This window comes from Tateyamaria omphalii, from assembly GCF_014651375.1.
GTDB lineage: Bacteria > Pseudomonadota > Alphaproteobacteria > Rhodobacterales > Rhodobacteraceae > Tateyamaria > Tateyamaria omphalii.
In genome coordinates, this window is the sequence record NZ_BMWT01000004.1 from 1 (window position 1) to 20,262 (window position 20,262).

Here is a 20,262-nt window from a genome sequence, read left to right on the forward strand (position 1 = left end):
GTTCGCAGAAATAGGCAAAGCCTAACCTGCTGGGTGAAGCAGCCGGTACATCCCATTACCGGACGTTCTTCGTAGTGAATGATGCCGCAGTGCAATTCCACGAAACAGACGTTGGTCTTGAGAGCTGGATGGCCATCGCAGGTAGGACGGGGCTGTCGTTGGTCGGGTTGCGACACACGACAGCTCGCCCAATCACGCATGTATGTGCTGCAACAAATAAGACTCGAGCATCGCCGCGACAGATGGAAAACTTTCGATTTGATCGCCCGACATTCGGTCGCGACTGGTTGCGCTCTGCCCTCGGAGGCCGACCGTTAAAAGGTCCATTCCCGTCTCCCCCAGAATGACATAGGTATCGTGATCCCCAGCTTCGCGCCATTCACTGTTGGCCGCAATCAGGCCTTGCCAGAAACCGCCCGGCCCCGGCTTGTCAGTCGACTGAAAAGCTCCATAGAGGACCAGCCCATTGAAATCCGTTCCGTTCGAAAGAGACAGATACGCCCGCATGTCGTCTGGTAGTGTTGCTGACATCTGGATCTTAAGCGCTGTCGCCAAAGCTTCGATGTCCTGCGGTGCAGCGGGCCCTTGTATAAATTCCGCAGCGGCAGCTTGCTCATCAGCAATCTTCCCTAGGAGTTCCTTCATCAAGTCGGACAACACTGCCAAGCACTCCTACGTTCAGCGCAACCGAAACCCATCGGCTACCAACTCTAAAAGTGCGAGGTCCAGCCCCGAGGCCATCGCCCCTTCTGCCACGGCTGATTTCAGGGCATCCAGCTGGGTTGGATCCGATTGCAGCTCATCGACAGCTGAATCAATCAGTGCTGCCTGGAGCAAATAGGCTTCGGCCAGTTGCTGCTTTTCGGCTTGCGATGCATTCACCAAGGTGGGTGTTGAAAGCAAGATATTTGCCGATTGCACGCGCACAGCTTGGTAAGTCTCGCGAGACGGTGTGTCCGTCACGCCTTGGCTTCCTTGATAAGCGCTGATCCACCACACCGCGTATGCATCAGCCACATTGTCAGCTTCAAGATCCACTGAGTTCATCGCGTTGGCAATCATGCCCATGACATCGACCGAAGCAAGAATGGCGCTAAGGCGCGCGGCCCCTGCAGGATCGGTTTTCTGGGTGCGGGCCACAAAGCTGCGCAAATTTTCGGCGCGGCGGACCGGATCGATAATAAACCTCAAAGCATCTTCATCTGCGATTGCAGGAGCTTTTGCATGGGGATTTTGGTTTTTGTTTCGCCTGTCGAGCAACTCCCGGTTCAGATTGGACATAGCAAAATCTGGCGCAATCTGGATCGTGAGATTCTGTGCATAGGCATTTTGTGACCAGGAACCCGCGACCAGCGACAGAAGAAAGATACAGAGTGAAAATCGCTTCATCTTGCAGTGCTCCTTACTCTAAGGGGAAAATCCCTGCCGTTGCTCGTTTTCAACCTTTAAAGCGAGCGGAATGTACTGAAGCTCTCGTCATAGCTTGAATGATAAATGACCCCAGCCGGCACCCCGCTGCCGTGCACTGGTTTGTCGTCATATTCACCAACCTTTACCAGCTCGTAACCCTCTTTCCAGGACAACAGCAATCCGTGTTCATCTTCCCAGTCGCAATTCGTTTCCAGCAGCACATAGAAGGTCGGACTCTCCGCTTTGGTGTCGCTGAACAGCGTCGGCCGGGACTTGATGGCGATCGACAGCGGGTGAATATGTTTCCAAATATCATCGGGTTGGTTGGGCCGTGGCATTACTTCATCAATCAAGTTGCCTCCCGCATGAGTATGCATATCGCGATAGTAGGCATAGACGTGCTGTGTGATCGATGAGCGGTCCGCAGGTGTGAGTGTTGAAAACCTGCGCAGCGCATCGCCTGCGGCGGGCGGAAGCTGCGTGACATCACTCAACAAGGCGACGGATGCGCCTCCAAAAAAGGGAAGGCTAATCGTATCAGACATGAAGGTATTCACCTTCCGGAAGGTCGGGCGGTCAAGCTTTAGTCGGTGAGAGCACGACAAAACGGCGTAACTTTGCCATTGGCACTGCCAAATGGCGTGACTTTACCAAACATATATAGGTTTGGGCTTACTGCAGATCGGGATGCTCCGATACAGTCAGGCGGGATAGGAATGTCTCCTCTCCTTCAAGGACCAGATGGAAGTGGATTGTTCTGCCCACTTTACGGATTGCGGTACCGCCGTCTCTGGTCGGTATGTAAGGTCCTGGGTGCAGCACCGGCCGGACGGCGGGCCGCCGCAGATCATCCCGCAAGGGTAACGCTTTGATCGTAAACCCAACATCTTCGGTAACCAGCGCCCAGCCCGGATTCTCTGTTGGTTGCCGCTGAAGGGCTTTCACGCAGTTTTCGGCTTTCGTCTGAAACTGAGAGACGTCGTCGTCAATATCCGCGGTGTCCACGAAGATGGTTGTTCTGAGATTAAAGATTTGCCCCACAGGGCGCCGATCATAAGACTGCGCCTTGTTCCAAGGTAAAGTGATCTTCGGAATGGCGATTGGGGGCAACCCACACTCATCAAATGTGTCGAAGATGTAGTTGGCAATTTCGTGCTGGACATCCCGGGACCAGAGCGCGGCAGAGAGGTCGTGTGTACAATGGATATAGGGGCATGCATTTACGAAAATGGGCTCCAGCGGTACGGGGTCACCAACACGCGAAAGGATAATCCTCGTCTTCTCCCCGCGTCCCTCAATCGAACGAAGCTCAAGACGGGTTTCGCTGAAACGATCCATAAGACGGTGCGCCTCGATCCGCGTCAGAAGTCGACCGGAAAACGGGCTGTCGGTGGCAATCAAAACGCCACCTAAAGCCAACGCAATGCACGTGGGGGCAATGATACGATACTTTTGGTTATGCACGTTTGCTCTCCCAATTGCAGATACTGGACCTTATTGAGCCCACGTGCATGCATGCCCACAAGACTTCTCGCTTTGCAGGTCGGTGATCGGCGAAAAAACCCGGTTCAGCACGACCGTCGTCAGTGGTCTCATCGCGCATGTGGACGTTGAGGCTATTCGTATCTTGAATGGTCTAGTTCTCTACGAAGCCAGTTCATGGCCGAAATGGACCACTGTTGACTAAACGTATGTGTGTGGTGTTGTCCGCGACAACGGGTTTCTTGTCTGTGTCAGCTACACGCGCGCAAGCCTGACGTTCCGCTACTGCCAAGATGATCTGGCCATTGGGTGGTCGTACAGCACTTGTCAATCATAGCTCCGAGGCGACGTCAGGTGCGGCCCGTCGAACCTGCCATTCAATGCGTGCTCGGAATTGTGCAACAAACGAGCTAGCGGTCTGCAGCCAAACCTGCCGTTCGTATTTTGGACTCGAAGGTCTGCTTGGCGCGCCTTTGCGTCAGACGTGAATAGCAGCAGGCTCGCGTTGCCTCACCCGCGAAAGCGGCCAACAAGCTTTAGCCCCCCAAAACGCCTGCGCGGGTTCACCAAACACCGCGGACATGACCATTGTTCGCCGCTCGCCTGGCCAGCGCGGACAATAAGACAGGCATTGCAACAACAATGCGCAAGACGAGGGCTTTGCAGAAAATCAATGCAGATCGCTCCGCGCCTTCGAGCAGAAAATCTGCTGGCCTATTGATAATAGGTCATCGACCTATTACGTGTTGCTTAACGATTGCAAAGTTGAGCCGAAAACATGAAAAGTGAACCGTTGAAAAGTTCGAAGGGCGAGGAGCGGCGTTTGGCCATAGAGGCAGCGGCGCGACAGATGCTTTTGAACCAGGGTTACTCAGGCGTCTCTCTGAGGAAAATTGCGAACCAACTCGGAATATCGGTCGGCAATCTACAATACTATTTTTCAACCAAGGATGACCTGGTCGAAGCTGTCATTCTCGGCGAAACGCAAAAGCCAATCGAGTTGCTTGGCAATGTGCTGTGGAACCCCAATGACCTTGAAGCAAATGTGGACCAGGCTGTCGGGTCGCTGATGCGATACTATGCAAGCGATGCGGGGCGCTTCTATGCCATTATGGAGGTCCTTGCACTACACGATCACCGTTATGCCAAGATCAAAGCCGATGGCTACGCTTACATTCTGTCACATATCGAACAGTTGGTTGCCATCATGTCACCTAACTTGTCGCTGGATCGTCGCGCAGGCCTTGCCCAGGTTCTGGTTGCGTTAATCGATGGTGCGTCCCTGCAGGTTCAATTCTCACGTGGCAGTGCTCATGGCGATGGCATTGCGGCATTGATTGATGATGTATCGAAGGCAATTCAGCATCTCCTAAGGGTCTGGGAATAACGATGCATTGGGCTTACCTGAGCATGGCAATCATCGCTGAAGTGGCAGGCAGTGCGGCGTTGAAGTATTCGGCTGGGTTCAGCAAATGGGGCTTCGCCGCAACCTCCGTGATCTGCTTTGGCGCTGCATTGTTTTTTCTGTCACTCGCACTTCGAACCGTGCCGCTGGGGATCGCCTACGCGATTTGGGCAGGTACAGGAGTTGTCCTTGTATCATTGTTGGGCGCTTTGGTCTTTCGCCAAGCCCTTGATACTGCGGCAATTGCCGGAATTGGTTTGATTGTTTGCGGAGTAGTCGTCGTCAATACGCTATCCAACTCGACCAATCATTGATGTCCCTGTTTAAACGGAGAAACCTCATGCTTACTTGTTCATTCTGCGGCCTTGAGGCTCAGTCTGTCAGCGCGCTCCTGGCCGGGCCAGGCGTAAACATCTGTGATCAATGTATTGAGGTAGGCGTCCGAACGATCAAAACGCGCGATGCACTGGAAGCACAGGAGCAAACTGGGGATCAGCAAACGACACCGACGCATGATGATGAGAATTTGCTGCACCAAGCGGCTGCATCCTTAGCGCTTGTCGACAAATCCAGAACGCGCCTGCAAAGCCAAATAGACGAGCTGCGCAGTCGCGGCATCGGCTGGGCTGCAATTGGCGCTGTGCTTGGCGTCTCTCAGGACGTCGCGCAGCAGCGCTTCGAATAGGTACAGCCCAGCGTTTTTTAACTCAAACACAATGGTGTCTATCATGACGATTGTTGCCAATACCGATACGCGCGATGCTGACTTGGAAGAAACCGTGGCGTGGTTGAAGTACCTCACCATCGACGTGATGGATCGAAGTGTAGGTTGCGACGGCAATCGTGACGCAACAGCTTTCTTCAAAGCTCAACTCGAACAGGCCGGCTGGGCGACACATGAACAGTGGTTTGACGCACTTGATTGGTGCGGCGGGCATGCATCGCTCAAGGCAGCCTGTGGCACATCATTTGATGTGTTTCCGAGTCCCTACGCGCGGCGTGTCAATGCAACCGCACGATTGGAAGCGGTATCCACGTTGGACCAGCTCGAGTGCATAGAGGCCGAGGGGGCTTTCATCTTGCTATACGGCTCTCTTGCAGCAGAGCCATTGATGCCCAAGAATTTTCCGTTTTTTTCGATGGACGAACAACAACGGACCATCGCGTTGCTCGAACGCTCAGGGGCCAAAGCCATCATCACCGCCATGCAGTCCCAAGGCGCGCCACGAGCGATGCCCATGATCGAGGACGGAGACTTTGATGTACCGTCCGTTTACATGAGCGAGGAGGATGCAGACAGGCTGCTGTCGTTCACGGGTCACCGTCTCGAACTCAGGTCCGATGCGGCCCGTATCACGGCAAAAGCGGCCAATGTTCTTGGTCGGATGAATAAGAGTGCGCGCAAACGCATTGTGATAACTGCGCATATCGACGCCAAGAAGGGCATTCCAGGCGCATTGGACAATGCTACAGGTGTTGTAACCCTTTTGCTGCTTGCCAATCTCCTTGCCGATTACAACGGTAGCCACGGCATAGATTTGGTCGCTCTGAACGGCGAAGACCATTATGCGGTGCCAGGCCAGATGGCCTACTTGAGAGATATGGAAGGGGCTCTTGACCAGGTGACCTTGAACATCAACGTCGATGGTGTCGGGTATCGAGAGGGAAAGACCGCGTATTCGTTCTTCAGCCTTTCTAAAGACATGGAGAAATCCGCCGCGACCTTACTTGCCAACGCACCTGCGTCTTGCCGGGGGCTCGAATGGTTTCAGGGCGATCACAGCATGTTCGTGCAGGCGGGTTGTCCTGCCATCGCAGTGACATCGAATTGGCTTCTTGAGAATATGTCCACTCAGACCGTCACGCACCGCGTACAGGACACGCTTGACCTTGTGGATCCGGCCAAAGTTGTTGAGTGCGCGCTGGCCCTCAAACGGTTCATTTACACCATTTCTTAACGTCCCCGGCCAGAGGCAGAAATCTACCCCCTGCATCCGGGAGCAGAACAGTTTTACCCCAAAAATAGGTCAATGACCTACGAGAGGTACGATACGGTGCGAGTTTCAAAACCTTCCAAAAACACCAGCGACGTCAGCATCGTGCGGATCAGTGTGTTGAACGCAATCGCACTTTATCGCAGCACGAAGGTAGGTGTTACAACAGCTGCGCTGAAAGCGTTGCTCGTGGCTTTGGCCTTTTACTTGGCGGCCTGTCATGCGGTCGAAACTGGCGAAGCGACGCCAGAGCGTCCCCGCACCGTCGCTTTGGCCACAGTTGCTCCGGCAGTCGGTCATACATCCCATGCATTTGTGGGCACCATTCAATCGTCAGAACGGGTCCGCCTTGCTTTTGCGCAAGCCGGTGTAGTTGAAGCAACAAACGTCGAGATCGGGGACAACGTCGACTATGGAATGGAGCTGGCAAGGCTTGAGCCACAACCATTTGAACGCCGCCTGGAACGCGCACGCGCCATCGCCGATCGTGCAGGTGCCGCGCTGAAAAACATGCAAGTTCTGCATTCCACTCAGAAAAGCCTGTTTGAGCGCGGAGTTGTGCCACCCGTTACCTTTCAAAGCACAGTTGCTCAGCTCGAGATTGCACAAGCAGATGTCCGCGCCGCAGACGCCGAACTGGAGTTGTCTGAACGAATGCTGAGGGAAGCACGTATTATGTCGCCAATAAACGGCACGGTTGCACGCCGGTTGGCAGAGCCCGGCGAGTTCATGCAACCCGGTCAAACAGTTTTCGAGATCGATGGCGACGGCGCGTTTGAGGCTGTTGTGCTTGTACCCGGCGCAATTGCGTCGAAGCTGGTGCAGGGCACCCGCGCCATCTTGAAAACTGAAGATACGCAACTGGACGGGTTCGTTCTGCGTGTGGGAGAACGCCAGGGGCGTGGTGGCCTCGTGACAGTGGAGGTGCAGATAGAGCCTTCGTCCCAGGAAACATCCCCCGGTGCACCTGTGGAAGTCCGGTTTGTTTTCTCACCACACGATGTGAGGATGGCTGATTTTCCATTGTCGGCTTTCTTACCAGGCCGCGAACCCGGCCAAGGGGTGGTTTTTGTTTTTGAAGACGAAACCAGCCGGATCGGCCGGCTGAATGTGGCGGTCATTCCGGCCGGCGGCGACAAGCTACGCTCATCTAATCTACAGCCCGGCAAGCGTGTTGTGACAGCTGGCGTCCGATTTCTGAACGATGGGGACTTGGTCGCTCCTCTTCCGGTCACTGCGGACTAAGGCAATGCGCATATCAGCGTCGGCCCTCGAACATAGTCGTTTTACCATGTTCTGTATGTTCATTGTCATGTTTGGCGGCCTGCTGACCCTTAGCAACTACCCCTCACAAGAAGAGCCGACAATTCCGATAAAGCAGGCCGTCATCTACGCCGAAAACCGCAGCTTATCCATCTGGGACACCGAAGAGTTGCTGGCCAAACCACTCGAAGCAAAAATCGAGCAGTTGCCAGAAGTCAGACATATCTTCGCGACGGTCAGAGCAGGAAAAGTGCAGTTGCGCATAGAGTTGGCCGACGACCATGAAGATGTTGAAGCCGCTTGGTCGCGGCTTCGCACACGTCTTGCCAATACCATGCTTCCCGACGGAACCATCGGTCCATTGGTAGACGATGACTTTGGTCGAACTGCTGTCGCCACATACGCCATCATCCCGGACACAGACTACAACTGGGGGGATACCCGGTTGGCCGTGCGCATGATGCAAGACGATCTGAACCGCATGGAAGATGTAAGCCGTGTCACTGTCACGGGTATGCGCCCCGAGCGCGTGGTTGTGACGCTCGCGAGGGAGAAGGTTTCTGCCCTGGGGCTTGCGGCTCAAGACATTGCTGCCGTTTTGAACACGGCGACCTTGGCTGCACCCTCAGGTTTTTTGCGGGTCGGTGGGCGACGGCTCAACATAGACGCTGATGGGCAATTGATCGGTCTGGATGACCTCAGAAATCAAAAGCTGCCGCTTGGAGATGGCGGGGCTGTCGCCTTGCGGGACATCGCGAGGATTGAGCGTGAAACTGTGTCTCCACTGGAAACGGCCGTTCTTTTTGATGGCGCGCCAGCCGTGGTTGTCGGGATTGAGATGCAGCCGGGCGGGAACGTTCAGGTATTCGGCGAAGCGCTTCGACATCGTATGCAAGAGTTGTCGGCCAAACTGCCAGTCGGTTTCAAACTCGCCGAGGTAACCTTTCAAGCCGATGTCGTGACGAATGTCATCGCTGAAATGCAACGAACGCTCTATATGACCGTCATCGTCGTGTTGATCGTGACAATCGTCTTCCTTGGATGGCGCACGGGCATGGTGGTTGGACTTTCCATTCCTGTGACGATGCTTGCTGCATTATTGTTTATGCGCCCGCTTGCATTGGAGCTGAACCAAGTCACGATTGCGTCTTTTATCATTGCACTTGGTATCCTTGTCGACAACGCCACTGTTGTGGCTGAAGACATCTCCAGGAGACTGCGGAACGGTGGCCTGCTTGAAGACGCGATCGTCTGTGCGCCGCACACGCTTGGTCCTCCTCTATTGGTGTCAACGCTTGCAACTGCTCTCGCGTTCGCGCCGCCCGTCTTTGCCAGCAGTTTGACGGCGGAGTATATGCGTGACTTGGCGTTCGTCATGGCAATTGTGCTGATTGTCTCTTGGTTGGTCGCAGTGACGGTGATCCCGCTCTTGATAAGCGCACTCATTCCCCGCGGTTCGTCAACTGGAGCCAAAGCGAACCGAGCGCAGCCGTGTGAGCCCTGGTCTGCAATGGTGTATCGCCGCCTACTCCTTGTCATCTTGCGCGCCCGTATCCTGTTTTGCACTGCAATGCTCGTGGTGCTTGTTGCCGCACTCGGGGCGGCCTGGAACATCCCTTTCAGCTTTCTTCCGCCGTCGGATCGTGATCAGTTTCAAATACCGTTTGAGGCTGCGCCCGGTTCAACACCCGAAGCGACGCAAGACAAGGTGACGCAGCTTGCGACATTTCTGAATGATCGCGAAGTCAACCCCGAGATCACCGGGCATGTCGCCTATATAGGGTCTGGCGGCCCCCGTTTTATCCTGGGCCTCAACCCGCCCAATCCAGCCCCGCATCGGGCGTTTCTGGTCGTAAATACAGTGGAACACGCGGACATCGATAAAGTCATCGAACGTGTTCGACACCATGTGCAAAGGCAAATGCCAGACGTCGAAGCCTTGCCCAAGCGGTTCTCGCTGGGTGAGACTGACACCGGTACTGCGGTGCTGCGCATTTCAGGGGAAGATTACCAACGCCTGGTTGCGCATGGTGAGGCAGTTCGAAGTGCGTTCACCCGTATTCCGGGCTCAATTGAAGCGCGTTTCGACTGGGAGACCATGGTCCCGGGTTTGGACGCGGAATTCGATGTAGCGCGATTGTTGCGCAGTGGCGTGAGCAAAGACCAAATCTCAGCAACACTGGACGATTCGATTGTAGGAACCCTTGCAACAACCTATCAGGAACATGGCGTAGAGCTTCCTGTGGTATTCCAGGCACCTGCGCACGAAAGGTCGGATTTCGACGCAATCAGATCCTTCACTTTCAGCGGCGAAAACGGTCAACTTATCCCACTGTCCGCCGTGGCAGATCTGCGCCTAGTCGGTGTGCCGAGTGTGCTTCAAAGGCGCGACTTTCGACGTACGATCACCATTTCTGCCCGTCACCCTTCGATGACCGCACAAGAACTTGTCGATCAAGTGCGTCCCGACATTGATCGACTGTCATTGTGGTTTGGAGAAACTGTGGAAATTGGCGGTGACATCGAAGAAGCCGCAGAGGCGTCTGCTGCCATAACGGAATACATGCCGCACTGTATAGTCGCAATATTGGGGCTGTTTCTGATACAGTTCAACTCGGTCCGTAGAACGGCAATCATTGCGGCTAGTATTCCATTTTGTCTTGTTGGCGTCAGCGCGGCATTGCTTGTGACCGGTATGCCGTTCGACTTCATGTCGTTCCTTGGCATATTCGCGTTGATTGGGACCATCGTATCGAATGCCATCCTGGTGATTGAGCGGGTTGATCAACTTCGCGCCAATGGCGCTGACCCGTACGATGCTTTACTTGACGGCGCCACACAAAGATTGCGTCCTATTTTGTTGACACAACTCACCACTATTTTCGGTTTGATCCCTCTCATGATCGCGGCGGAACCTTTGTGGCGGTCATTCAATATCGTGGTCGTTGGGGGCCTGATCGCAGGCACGCTCATCAGCCTTGGCCTTGTCCCTGCATTGTATGCCATTCTGTTCAAGGTCTCACCAAGCACCAAGCGCATGCATCGCCAAGTCAACGCTGCCGGTCAGGAGAGATAGAGTGAAGACACAGCGCCCCAAATACCTTTCCGTCGATCCATTTATTCCCATTGGCTATACATTGGCGGGCCCGGAAGCCGGTATTCCATTGGTTATATGTCATGGGCTTGGGGCCTGTCACATGCAGTGGGAAGAGGAACGTCAATGGTTGGCGGAAACACGTCGCGTTCTGACAATTGATCTTCGAGGTCACGGCCACTCGGCCATGGTCAGGAATGGACGTACAAAGGATTACACGGTCGCCTGTCTGGCCAACGACGTTATCGGTGTCATTGAGCATTGTGGCTTTGAGTACGTCGACCTGCTTGGCAACTCCCTCGGCGGGATGGTGGGCCTGGAAATTGCAGCGAAGCGCCCGGATCTGCTCCGGTCGCTGATCACTTGCGGCACGGCGTACAAGTATCGTCTGACACCATTGGTCGTTTGGATCAAATTTGTGACCTACTATCTTTTGGGGCGGCGATTGCCCGCTTTCATTGCGCGACGCGCGACCACCAACTATGGTATGCAACCCGTAGTCGAAGACATGTATCGAAATGCGTCCCGCCGCGTCATGCACTTGATTGATCGCAACATACACACGTTTGACCGGTTGCACGCCGCCGTGGAATTCCCGGGCTCAATCGTTGTACTGCGTGGAGATCGTGACACTGCGATCAACTACTTCCTCGACCAGTCCATCATGGTGTTGGCGGACAAGCCAGGGTTCAAGGTGATTGATCTGCCGGCCGTCGGTCACTTTACAAACCTTGATCGGCCGGATGTGTTCAAGCGTGCGATAACAGAAGCACTACAGCACGTTGAGAACCCGAACCGTTGATTTGAAATCAGGCCAACAAGGGCCAGCCGGCTCATTGGTCAAATGCCTTTCCATTCACAATAACTGCCGCCTTCTATAGGGGGCAGCTGCTCTGCAATGTCGCCACGCAGGCAGTACATGATAAGTGGGGGCATGATGTGTTTGAGCATCCGAATAGCATCGCATGTGCCGACAACAATGCTACTATTGAGCACCACAGTTGTGCATCGTGGCAGAGGTTTCAAACGCCGGCGGGAGAGGGTAATCCCACACGTTTTCGACGGTCGAGGGGTACGATTGCGCCATGCTACTGGTTCAATCCAAAACACTTTGGCTGAACTTAGTGCGGCGCAATCACGTTGCGAGATGGCCACGTGCAAGACGTACAGTGTCAGACAGGTTCCGCTCATTGATGCCCTTGATCACCGCATGGTGTTGTAGCGCTGCAGCCCGTCTAACCTGCCATTCGCTGTGAACGCAAAAGACTGATCGCCTCAACACGTTGTCCTAACCCTCGACACGAGCATGACGGTAGGGATACGCTTTTTCCAAAGTCATATTTGGAGGATATTCAATGCAGCCCATTTCTATTGGTGAAGCAGTTGAAGAGTTGCGATCACAGATCATCGAAGCGCAGGCGGCGCGTCCTGACGGTGAACTGTCTTTTGAGATCGTCGAGGCGCAATTGCAAATACAGGGTAGCCTGAGCCGCAGTGTCGAGGGTGGAGGCAGCAGCAAAGTCAAATTTTCGGTGTTTGGCTTTGGCGCAGAGGCAGGTGCAAATGCCGGGGCCAGCTACTCCGCGGAAACGGCCCATACGGTGACGTTGAAACTGAACGTCACAGACACGACCACCGGTGGCCGGGCAGAGATTGACGCAGAAACCCGCGGTGCCTTTTAAATCACATTTGGAAAAGCAAGCTGACTTGTAAGGTCGCGTAGTGTCGGGAAACTTCGAGAAACTCACTGTTGCAATCGCCGTCAAAAAGACGACCGGTCAGTATTCTGTCGGAACCGGTGTGCCAGTGGCGCGTGGCGTGGTTCTTACCGCGCGCCACGTTGTGGTACCTGACAATGTCGCTGACACCCCGGTTCGGGTGCGTTTCTGGCACGCAACCGAGCGCGAATACCGGCCCGATCCTGCCCTGGATCGCAGCGGCTATCTTGACGCGATTTGCCACCTGGACAAAGGTTCCGATGCGGCCCGTGGTGTGATCTGGAGCTGCGCTGAACTTGATGTTGCACTTGTTTCAGTCTCGCATCCGGCCTCTGTATCTGTCGCACTTTTTTCCCAGGTCGAGCCCTTCAACAACGCGGAATGGTTGTCGGAAGGTTTCCCCCACGGAGCTTGGGAAGAACACGCGCCCACACCGCGGCGCTTGTCCGGGAAATCCCATAGCCGCGTGCCCAACACGGCCCGCTATCAGGTAGATGCCGAGATCGGGATGGCGGGAGGACAGCTCGGTCAAGCCGCACAGGATGGCTGGTCTGGCGCATCCGGTGCGTCACTCTTTGTCAATGGTCGGGTCATGGGCATTCTGTTGGCGCGTCTGCCAAATGGTGAGGCACGCGTACTGGAAGCGGTGAGCGTGCTCGATATGTTGAAGGCCGCCGGGTTCCGGCAGGCGCTTGGCCTCATCGAGGTTTTTGACACCAGCTATAAGGAAGAATTGATCACGGCGATGACCGAGGTCGGACCATTGGCGAAGGCCCGACTAGCGGGTGCGTTGGGGATTGCCGAGGATAGCGCAGATGATGCCATCGCAACGGCGCTTGCAGACCAGCCTCTGGCACAAGGTGTGCGGCTCTTGATCCGGCTGAGCGAAGGGCCGTCGCCTCTCGAGCCTTCAATCATGCAGCTCATTGTCGTGTGCTACGCCTCTTGCCGAACGGCTCCGCCCGACCTGTCCTCGGTCCGACAAGCCGCCTTCGACCCGGCCAGCGGTTTCGATGATTGTGCCGCCGGTTCCCGCATGGGTGCTGAATTCCTCATGGCTGCAGCAGAAAATCGACTGCCCAAGTTCCAGCCATCACGCGGGCGCGCCTCTGCGCTGCCGCCCGGCACCCACGCGCTGCCTCCGTTGCCAGAAACCGGATGCGACCCGTCAGGTCCACAAGTGTCAAAGGACCTCGAAGCGCGATTGGGTGCGGATCTGCTGGAGGTGGACAAATGGCTCGAAGACAGCATGGGCCCTGTGTGTGACTTTCCGGTCGATAGTACAGAACGGATCAAAATCCGCCGCGAGATTCTGCAGGAAGAACTTGCTTATCGTGCTGATTTCAATGAAACAGAGCCGTCCTATTACTTCGCTGAGGCCGATCCTGGCCCAACACGTGCTGCGGAGCGCGAAGCATTGCAATCGCGATTGCAGGCGATCCGGATGGATTATCCCAACATTGGCATGGTCGCGATCAAGCCCGACCTTGCACCGGAGGAGTTTCGGCGGTTTCGGCCGCTCTTGACCTTGCTCCCAAAGGAGGCGGACACATGATTGAAACCACATTGCATGATGGAAAGCAGATTGTTCTGGCAGAAGACCCCCGCCGGGTTCATGTCTTCTCGGAATTGGATATTCAGGCTGTGGAAGCGGCCTTGGGCGCCGAGCGCCCACTTCTGTTGCTGGGTGAGCCCGGAATCGGTAAATCCCAATTGGCCGAAGCTGTGGCCGTGTCACAAGGTTGGCAGTTCGTTTCCAAGACGGTCGATGCCCTAACCGAACCGGGGGACCTTTTGTGGACCGAAGATGCGGTGTCGCGTCTTGCCGAAGCACAACTCGCTGCCGCCAGTCAAGGCGAGGCGGCGGATCAGGTTCGCAAGCGCCTGAGCCGTGATAACTTTATCTCGCCGGGCGTACTCTGGTCGGCGTTCGATCCTATGGGGGCCGCGCAAGCGGCGAACAATCCCGTACCGCCGCCGTCACGGTCGGTCGCTTTGATTGACGAGATTGACAAGGCCGAAAGCTCGGTGCCCAACGGGCTTTTGGAAGCCCTGGGCGCAGGAAAATTCAGTGTGCCGGGACGGGATGCCCAAGTTGAAGTTGGGACATGGCCTTTGATTGTGATCACCTCTAACGATGAACGCCCCTTGCCCAAAGCCTTCATACGCCGCTGTATCGTGCATCATATGGTCGCCCCAGTTGGTGATGCCTTCGTGGAATGGCTGGTGTCTCGCGGGAGCGCTTACTATCCAAACCCGGCCCAGGCCGACAGTTTGAGCCATGTCGCACAGGCGGTGAACGCAGACCGGGAAACCGCGCGTCGGGAACGCCTGCTGCCTCTGCCCGGGCTGGCGGAGTATCTTGACTTACTGCGTGCGCTTTTTTCTCAGGGACCGCAGGATTTCGCCTCGATCCAGCAACGCACGGCTGAGATCGGCCAGTTCTTCTTGCGAAAGGCAAGCCGCTGATGCCGGACACCCGCCGCGCGCTACCACCAGCTGTGGGCCGGGCCGATCTGGTCCGCGCTGGGCTTGATCTGGAGGGGGCAGATCGCGCCCGCGCTGCATGGTTCGGGTTCGACTATCGTGCGCAATTAGCCCCAAAAACCGACTCGGTCTTTGAGGAGATGGAGCGTGGCTCTCGTCTGTTTGAGGGGATGCCCCTCGACGAAACAATCGTGGGCGACGCAGAGGACACACCCATTGTTTGCGCGCGCCTGACAACCCTTGACGACAAGAGTTCGTCCGCCGCTGAGCCACCCCAAGCCTTAGTCAACGTGGCTTGGGGTAATCGCCCAAACCGACCGCCGAAGTTCTATCCTTTGGCGACGGGCAAACAGGTGCAGCACCTCATTGAGGATGTGATCAACACCGTTAAGGTGCGCGGCAAACCAAACATCCCGAAAGTGGTTCGCCGGATTGCCACCGGGCACCCCTTGACCGAGGTTCCGCGCAAAGAGGCCGCCTTCCGCTCAGAACGGCTTCAGATCATCGTTGACCGCAGCACGCGGTTAACACCGCTGTTTGATGACCAATCTCTGATGGTCAGCCAAATCCGCACTCTGTTCCCGCAACTCGACGTGATGGTTTGGATGCTGCACGAAGCAACCGGTGAATTGCGCCCTGTATCCCGGGATTGCCCGAGTCGGCCCAGCCCCGGGCTTGGGCCGCTCCTGGTGCTTGGGGATTTGGGTCTTTTGGGACCGCCTGGATTGGTGGGGTGGTGGCGCGCTCTGGCCCGCGAGTTCATCTTTGGCGATGGCAAAGCTCATGCCTTGTTGCCGCTGTCAGATGACGGTCCGGATCGAAACTTGATCGGGCCATGGCAAACGCAACCTTGGGAAGCAGACACAATTGATACCAGTGATGGCGCACGGGTTGACCGTCTGTTGGCATTGGCGTCGCCAACGATTCGGCTTGAACCCGGGCTTCTCCGGGGGCTACGCCGCAATGTTCTGCCTGACGCTACCATCGCAGATGAAATCGCGCTCTGGCGTCACCCCGCACTCGCGTCCCGATCTGCGGAAGCTGCGAGCTTAGACCCTGACGCCCGCGCTGCCTATACCCGCCGTCTAGTGGGCCTTGCTACCCATGACCCGGATGCAGTGTCCTCGGCGCTCGGGACAATCCGGGACTGGCGCCACGGTGGTGCCGACGAAATCTGGTACGAAGAAATCCTTGGCCTGCCTGCCGCACTGCGCGTCGACGACCGCTTTGTTGATCCCTCGGACCTTGAGGCCGCGGACACATTCTTTGCCAATATGCATGGGGCGGCGGCAAAAGAAGACCTGTCGTCTGGGCAGGAGGCATGGCTCTCGCGGATCGGGCACCGCCATAAATCCTCTCGTGATGGAATTTGGCAGCACCCCCATGCGGCGGCGGCGCTATTGTCCATTCTCAAGAACGACCCCAACTTTGTCCCGCCGGTTCTTGTTGAGACACAACCCAATGCCGCTGACTGGCACGCTAATGTGACCCGCGATCAGAATGGCGTCTTTTGGATGTCTAGCGGCATGGTCACAGGCCAGGCCTTGGGCACTCTCACGATGCGGGACACTGGGGTCGAAGTGGTCGATCCCGCAACCGAAGAACGACTTAGCTTTAACACTGTGCCAAAGTCCGGCGAGCAGATCCGTCTGGGGGAAATCGAAGCGCCTTTCGTCCTGCAATCGGGTCGTAGCCGCATGGATATTTCTGCCATGGACCCCACTGCCGTCACTTGGGCGGACAAAGTGGTCGTGGACCAGATCGGGCCGCGCGCGGATCTCGCCATCGGCGATGCTCATCTGCGCTTTCGCTGGGTCGTACCTGGCCACGGCGTCGTCGGACCGGGGCCAAGCGAGTCCCTCAACCGAACCTTGCAGCGCCGTGATGAATTGGTATTCGCCACCGGGTTCTGGCTCATGGAACGCCCCATGGTCTTGAGTGACATGCGCGAGTTGCTGGGTTCCGACTATCTGGAACGCGTAGGCTATCTGAATGCTGACCCTGATGACCTGAAGAGCCGACCGGCCGACCGGCTCTCATTGATCGATGCTGAGGCTGTTTTCGAGGCCATACGCGGCATTAGATGGGAGGCGCGTTTGCGTCTGCCGACTCCTTTGGAATGGGAATATGCCTGCCGGGCCGGATCCTTGGAAACAACGACCTATAATGGCACGCCAGAACCAGAGGATATCTTTGATCACACGTTGTCCGACATCGCTTGGTTTCGCCCCTCCCAGGCCATGCAAAGTTCAGTCGAACGCGACATGACGGAATTTTCTGCGCCACAAGCGGTGATGCAAAAAAGGCCGAATGCGTGGGGCTTTCACGATATGCTAGGCAATGTCGCGGAATGGTGCGAAGGCGACACTAGCGACCCAGACACTGCTGTGGTCAAGGGAGGTTCATACTTACACCAAGTCGCTGATGTGCGTGCGGCCTATGCAGAACGCCTCAAGATCACGCGGCGCGAGACCTGGATCGGCCTGCGCCCCGCCATTGGGAAGGCCGAGATCGAATCCCTTCGCATGATCCCGCGGCCTGCCTCGTCGAGCAAAAAATTCATCCAACGCAATCGACCACCTCGGGTGCAGATCAGTTACGACTCCGAATCCTACGGCAACGCGCAACAAGTCGAGCTACCGTTCGTGATTGGCGTTATGGCGGATTTGTCCGGCGAACAATCCGAATACGACATCCCACCAGTCGCCGAGCGGTTGTTTAAGGAGATAGACGCAAACAGCTTTGATGATTTTTTCCGAGGTATCGCACCACGCGCTTCTGGTCGTGTTTCCGCGGAATTGCCCCAGATGCCCGGTGAGTTGTTTCGCCAATCACCTGAGGACCTGGAATTCGATCTTGTTTTCAAAAGCCTCGAAGACTTTACGTTGGATCGGATTGCTGAGCGCACCCCGCGCCTTCGGTCGGCCTATTGGACCTACACCACTCTTGTCGCGCTCAACAACCATTTCCAGGAGGCGCCAGACTTCGTATTGGCAGCCGACAAAGTCCTCAGCGAGCCTAAACTGGTCGACCAGCTATTCCAAGTCATGTCCGACTACAGAATATTGGAGCTTGAGGACAAGGTGCCGGATTGGCGCCTCGATCCGGATGGTAATCGCCGGGAACTGGAGCTCCTCGGCGACATCGACATACCTGCCAAAACCAAGACCGAGGCAATCTATCTCGCGACATTAGCGATGGCCTGTACTCTGGACGAACCTGATGGACACTTCCACACATCTGCGACCGATCGCACAGGTCAGTTAGCGACAAAATACCGCCTGCTATTGTCCCATACTTCAACCGAAATTCTGTATAGTGAGCCGGTGCAAAAACTCGAAAGTGTATGGCGAGGGTTGCACTATTTGGTCAACAACACCGAGACGGATCAGACCCTAAAGATTCGCGTGATGGACATCTCCAAAGACGAGTTGAGCCAGACCGCTAAGCGATACGCAGGACGCGACTTTGAAAAGTCATATCTGTTCAAGCGCATCTATGAAGAGGAATATGGTTTCTTCGGCGGTGAGCCGTTCGGGGTCCTTGTCGGCGATTTTGAATTCGACCACCAATCTGCGGATGTGGCAACATTGGGTTTTGTCGCAAAGATCGCTGAAACCGCTCTGGCGCCGTTCATTGCCGCGGCCAGCCCGACCCTGCTGGAAATCGAAGACTGGCCCGACCTGCAACGAAAATTGGACCTGGATTTTGTAAACTCCCAGGAAAACTATGCCGCCTGGAACGGCTTGCGTGACAGCGAGGCCGCTGGATTCATCGCTTTGGCCGTTCCGCGGATTCTGGCGCGCGCGCAGCATGGGATAGATCGTCCCCCCAGTGAATTCGCCTTAGAGGAGCTGACAATGCACGAGCAGCGTCCTCTGCCCTGGATGAGCGCCGCTTACGGTATGGTTACTAACGTCGCTCGCAGCTTCAAAGAACATGGATGGACAACCCGAATTCGTGGCGTCCAGTCCGGTGGTCAAGTTTCCGGCCTCACAACTGCCGCCGCAAGTGGCGTGGTGGGAAATACGGAACTGATCGGCCCGGTCAGCGTCGGCATAACTGATCGGCAGGAAGCGGCGCTGACGCGGCTTGGGCTGTTGCCCTTGGTCCATCGCATCAACACGGACACCGCAACGTTCATCGGCGCGCAGACCCTGCGCCGCCCGCCGCAGCTTATCGATCCTGAACAAAGCGCAGCTGCGAATATGCAAACCCGCCTTCCATATGTTTTTCCGGCCCTGCGATTTGCCCAATACCTCAAAGTCATTGCGCGGGACAAAATGGGAAGCTTCATGGATCGCAAGGATATGCAAGACCATTTGCAAACTTGGATCGACCAGTATGTTGACCGAAACCCTACCACGTCCTCCGAAGTACAAAAGGCCCTCCACCCGCTTGCCAGAGCAGAAGTTCAGGTCGATCAAGCCCACGGAAGCCCCGGCGTGTATGAAGCCAAGTTACTTCTGACGCCGAGCTATCAAGCGGAGGGGGTCGGTACGAGTTTGCGCCTCGTCACCAAACTGCCGGGCAGTACGAGTTCTTAGTATGGCACGCAAACTTTTCCGGTCACATAAACCAAGCCAAAATCGTCGGAATGGCCAAGACGAAAAAGATAGCTTAAATGCGAAGAATCTGCCTGCTCTCAATCAGTCCGAAGCAGACATCCAACTTGACCTTTATGGTCGCATTGCGACTCCCTCAAAGCTGCAATTGATGGGAAACACTGCGTAGGGTCAGGACCAACAATCAATGTATGACGTTTGCTCTAAGCACGATGGCTGAAAGGAAGACTTCGGACATCTGTCGCAGCGAATGGCGAGGCCTCGCCAATCCCAAACATGATCTCTATCTGGTTGCGTCTCTTACATCGGCGCTTGCGTATTTGACCGGGGTCTTGCATCGCTTCCGACCCGCGATACAGGATTTTGCCATTGTCTTTCAACGCTTCCAAAGGCTGTAGAACGCCTTGAATGGGCCGCATTCCGAAGGCGCATCGCGCCACTGTAAACCATTGCGGTTGGCGAAGATTATGCCGCTCGACACACGCCAGTTATCAAAGCGATGCTTGCCTTGGGATTTGGGGAAGAAGGGCTCAGGACGCACCATTTGGGCATCGTTGGTCAGCCATAAGAGATCAGACGTCTTAACCGCCCGCTTTTTTGAACGGAGAAGTATGCCGCCAAGCCGAAATCAATCGGACCTGACACTAGGCCAAACAGCCCAAAACCGACCAATCAAAAGCCCGCAAAGCGATCCTTTGTTTCCAAAGTGTCTGCAGATAGCGGACAACGTGATAGTCCCTGTAACTCTACAATAACTCTTGATTTATTGGTCGGAATGAGAGGATTCGAACCTCCGGCCCCTGCCTCCCGAAGACAGTGCTCTACCAGGCTGAGCTACACTCCG

The 20,262-nt window shown here is 55.8% G+C and carries 15 protein-coding genes, 1 tRNA gene and 1 pseudogene; 11 read left to right on the forward strand and 6 right to left on the reverse strand.

Going from position 1 to position 20,262, the window contains the following annotated elements; translation table 11 throughout:
* Positions 1-192 precede the first annotated feature (192 nt).
* From IE087_RS14035 to IE087_RS14050, 4 genes are all read right to left on the reverse strand, one after another.
* On the reverse strand, positions 193-645 hold the full coding sequence (locus IE087_RS14035; protein WP_189370000.1) for a YrhA family protein: 453 nt from the start codon (positions 643-645) through the stop codon (positions 193-195).
* Positions 646-678: 33 nt separating this feature from the next.
* Positions 679-1,389: a hypothetical protein gene (locus IE087_RS14040; RefSeq protein WP_229801391.1), complete on the reverse strand. Its 711-nt coding sequence runs from the start codon at positions 1,387-1,389 to the stop codon at positions 679-681.
* 56 nt (positions 1,390-1,445) lie between these two features.
* A complete protein-coding gene (locus IE087_RS14045; RefSeq protein ID WP_189370002.1) occupies positions 1,446-1,955 on the reverse strand; it encodes a DUF6985 domain-containing protein in 510 nt (169 codons plus the stop codon).
* A gap of 127 nt (positions 1,956-2,082) precedes the next feature.
* On the reverse strand, positions 2,083-2,874 hold the full coding sequence (locus IE087_RS14050) for a hypothetical protein (RefSeq protein WP_189370003.1): 792 nt from the start codon (positions 2,872-2,874) through the stop codon (positions 2,083-2,085).
* Positions 2,875-3,685: 811 nt separating this feature from the next.
* On the opposite strand from IE087_RS14050, the gene IE087_RS14055 reads away from it, so the two are divergent.
* The 11 genes from IE087_RS14055 (at position 3,686) to tssC (ending at position 19,400) form a co-directional block, all read left to right on the forward strand.
* Positions 3,686-4,279: a TetR/AcrR family transcriptional regulator gene (locus IE087_RS14055; RefSeq protein WP_189370004.1), complete on the forward strand. Its 594-nt coding sequence runs from the start codon at positions 3,686-3,688 to the stop codon at positions 4,277-4,279.
* A gap of 2 nt (positions 4,280-4,281) precedes the next feature.
* Positions 4,282-4,611: a DMT family transporter gene (locus tag IE087_RS14060; protein ID WP_189370005.1), complete on the forward strand. Its 330-nt coding sequence runs from the start codon at positions 4,282-4,284 to the stop codon at positions 4,609-4,611.
* Between the two features lie 26 nt (positions 4,612-4,637).
* Positions 4,638-4,982 carry a ClpX C4-type zinc finger protein gene (locus tag IE087_RS14065; RefSeq protein ID WP_189370006.1) on the forward strand — a complete coding sequence of 115 codons (345 nt, stop codon included), beginning with the start codon at positions 4,638-4,640 and terminating at the stop codon, positions 4,980-4,982.
* Between the two features lie 43 nt (positions 4,983-5,025).
* On the forward strand, positions 5,026-6,255 hold the full coding sequence (locus tag IE087_RS14070; protein WP_189370007.1) for a M28 family peptidase: 1,230 nt from the start codon (positions 5,026-5,028) through the stop codon (positions 6,253-6,255).
* Positions 6,256-6,327: 72 nt separating this feature from the next.
* On the forward strand, positions 6,328-7,536 hold the full coding sequence (locus IE087_RS14075; protein WP_189370008.1) for an efflux RND transporter periplasmic adaptor subunit: 1,209 nt from the start codon (positions 6,328-6,330) through the stop codon (positions 7,534-7,536).
* Positions 7,537-7,540: 4 nt separating this feature from the next.
* Positions 7,541-10,630: an efflux RND transporter permease subunit gene (locus IE087_RS14080; protein WP_268244648.1), complete on the forward strand. Its 3,090-nt coding sequence runs from the start codon at positions 7,541-7,543 to the stop codon at positions 10,628-10,630.
* Position 10,631: 1 nt separating this feature from the next.
* Positions 10,632-11,450 (forward strand): alpha/beta fold hydrolase, encoded by an 819-nt coding sequence (locus IE087_RS14085; protein WP_189370010.1) that lies wholly within the window; start codon positions 10,632-10,634, stop codon positions 11,448-11,450.
* A gap of 553 nt (positions 11,451-12,003) precedes the next feature.
* Positions 12,004-12,330 (forward strand): trypco2 family protein, encoded by a 327-nt coding sequence (locus IE087_RS14090; protein WP_189370011.1) that lies wholly within the window; start codon positions 12,004-12,006, stop codon positions 12,328-12,330.
* A gap of 40 nt (positions 12,331-12,370) precedes the next feature.
* On the forward strand, positions 12,371-13,921 hold the full coding sequence (locus IE087_RS14095; protein WP_189370012.1) for a trypsin-like serine peptidase: 1,551 nt from the start codon (positions 12,371-12,373) through the stop codon (positions 13,919-13,921).
* A complete protein-coding gene (locus tag IE087_RS14100) occupies positions 13,918-14,835 on the forward strand; it encodes an AAA family ATPase (protein WP_189370013.1) in 918 nt (305 codons plus the stop codon). The genes IE087_RS14095 and IE087_RS14100 overlap by 4 nt, the downstream gene beginning before the upstream one ends.
* Positions 14,835-19,400 carry a type VI secretion system contractile sheath large subunit gene (tssC, locus tag IE087_RS14105; protein WP_189370014.1) on the forward strand — a complete coding sequence of 1,522 codons (4,566 nt, stop codon included), beginning with the start codon at positions 14,835-14,837 and terminating at the stop codon, positions 19,398-19,400. The genes IE087_RS14100 and tssC overlap by 1 nt, the downstream gene beginning before the upstream one ends.
* A gap of 397 nt (positions 19,401-19,797) precedes the next feature.
* Here the strand turns inward: tssC and IE087_RS23785 are convergent.
* Both IE087_RS23785 and IE087_RS14115 read right to left on the reverse strand, forming a co-directional pair.
* Positions 19,798-19,962, reverse strand: a pseudogene (locus IE087_RS23785) (transposase); the annotation flags it as partial.
* A gap of 223 nt (positions 19,963-20,185) precedes the next feature.
* Positions 20,186-20,262: transfer RNA gene (locus IE087_RS14115), tRNA-Pro, on the reverse strand.